This window comes from Mycobacterium sp., assembly GCF_035603715.1.
Classification (GTDB): Bacteria; Actinomycetota; Actinomycetes; order Mycobacteriales; family Mycobacteriaceae; genus Mycobacterium.
Genome location: NZ_DATNJW010000161.1, coordinates 1 through 2,046, shown reverse-complemented (window position 1 = coordinate 2,046; position 2,046 = coordinate 1). Strand labels below are relative to the sequence as shown.

At 65.2% G+C, this 2,046-nt stretch carries 1 protein-coding gene and 2 pseudogenes; all 3 read left to right on the top strand.

The genetic code is table 11. The annotated features are described in order from the left end of the window. Window positions 1–514 (top strand): annotated as a pseudogene (locus VN856_RS07240) (short-chain dehydrogenase/reductase); the annotation flags it as partial. 2 nt (window positions 515–516) lie between these two features. After that, window positions 517–1,734 (top strand): cytochrome P450, encoded by a 1,218-nt coding sequence (locus VN856_RS07235; RefSeq protein ID WP_325687562.1) that lies wholly within the window; start codon window positions 517–519, stop codon window positions 1,732–1,734. A 90-nt stretch (window positions 1,735–1,824) separates the two neighbouring features. Further along, window positions 1,825–2,046 (top strand): annotated as a pseudogene (locus tag VN856_RS07230) (hypothetical protein); the annotation flags it as partial.

The following is a 2,046-nucleotide window of genomic DNA, read 5'->3' as shown; positions in this document are numbered from 1 at the left end:
CAAGGGCGCACTCGAGCGCTGGGGTGAGTCTATGGCGGTAGAGATCGCGCCGTTCGGACTCGGCGTCACGGTGTTGGTGGCCGGCACCTACGACACCGAGATCATCACCGATGCGGGCACCACCGACGATCGCGACTTCAGCGGTCCGTACGCCCGGCTGCACAACACGATGAACAGCCGCGGGCGGTTCGCGATGCGGATGGCCAGGCCGCCGGAGAAGTTCACCGATGGAGTGGTCAAGGCGCTGGCCGACACTGCGTCGTTCCGGCGGCGTGGTGTGGGACCGGACGCATCGATGTTGTTGGTGTCCAGCAGGATTCTTCCCGCCATCGGCATGCACCACATGTCGCGGGTCGTGCTCGGCATACCCAAACAGGGCTCTATGCGGGACGGGGCGTGGCCGTTGACGACCGCCCAGAAGGCCATGGTGTTCGCGACGAAAGTCATTCCGCAGCCGGTGTTGCAGCACCTGGCGACGATGGCGGCCAAGCGCCGCAAAGGAAATGGGGAATAGGGATGGAACAGCTTTTCGACGACCTGGACGACTTCGGCGCTTTCGACGACGCGATCTCCGGCGACGTACGCGACCCGTACACCGAGCTGGCGCGACTGCGCCGCGAGGAACCGGTCCAGCGACTGGAGACGTCGGGTGCGCTTCCGCACGAGGAATCTCTGCCGATGTTCATTGTGTATCGCCACGAGGATGTCCAGCAGATGCTGAGGGACAACGAGACGTTTTCGTCGGCGGCCGTCATCGCGGCGTTCGGGCCAGTGCTCGGCGAAGGCGTGATGCTCGGTATGGACGAGCCGATACACGGGCGGTTGCGGTCGCTGGTGTCGAAAGCGTTCTCGCAGAAGTCCTTGGCGCGATGGCAAGACGAGCTGGTCGGCCGGGTGGCGAACAGCCTGATCGACAACTTCGCGCCCAACGGCAAGGCGGATCTGGTGAAGGAGTTCACCTTCGATTACCCCAGCCAGATCATCGCGGGCCTGCTCGGGCTGCCGGAGAAGGATTACCCGCAGTTCCAGCGATGGTCGATCTCGCTGCTGAGCTGGCTGATGAATCCCGAACGTGGGCTGGCGGCATCGGCTGCCCTGTGCGAGTACTTCGAGCCGATCCTGGAGGCGCGTCGCGCCGAGCCGAAGGACGACCTGATCAGCGCGCTCGGTGCCGCCGAGATCGATGGGGAGAAGCTCACCAACGAAGAGATCTTCTCGTTCCTGCGGTTGCTGTTGCCCGCCGGCGTGGAGACGACCTACCGGTCGCTGGGCAGCCTGCTGCTCGGGCTGTTGTCGGACCCGGAGCAACTGGAGGCGATCCGCGCGGACCGCTCGCTGATTCCGCAGGCGATCGAGGAGGGTGTGCGGTGGGAGCCCCCGCTGCTGACCATCACCCGGGTAGCGACCCGCGACACCGAACTCGGCGGAGTCAAGATCCCGGCCGGCGCGACCGTGATGCCGATGCTCGGTTCGGCGAACCGGCAAGAAGATCGCTACCCCGACCCCGACACGTTCAACATCCACCGGGAGGCTCGAGCGAATCTGGGCTGGGGCCACGGCGTCCACGTCTGCCTCGGCATGCACCTGGCCCGGCTGGAAATGCGCACCGCCATCAATCTCCTACTGGACCGGCTGCCCAACCTGAGACTCGACCCCGACGCCGACGACCCGCACGTCCGCGGACAGGTGTTCCGGTCGCCGACGTCGGTGCCGGTGGTCTTCGACGCGCAGTAGATCAGCGATAAGGCCTTTACATTGACAGGGGCAGCCGTAAAGTCCTAGCTGAGCGTCCGCTCAACTTTCCGTTCAGGAGGGACGACGCGATTGACCGGGCCACTGCGTGACATCCGTGAGTTCATGGGCGACGCCGACGCCTACCGGGACGAGTTGTACAAGCGCTGGACCGGGCTGCTGAGCTACCGCTACATCGGGCGCAATCACTCGTCGATGAACATCGGCGACACCGACGACACCGTCGTCATCCGTCGCGACATGCGCAACGAGGCGGGCGGAATCATGGTGGCGCCGTTGGCCATCGCCTCGCCC

Coding starts and splice junctions, on each gene's coding strand:
- VN856_RS07235 (WP_325687562.1), top strand. CDS start 517: ATGGAACAGCTTTTCGACGACCTGGACGACTTCGGCGCTTTCGACGAC.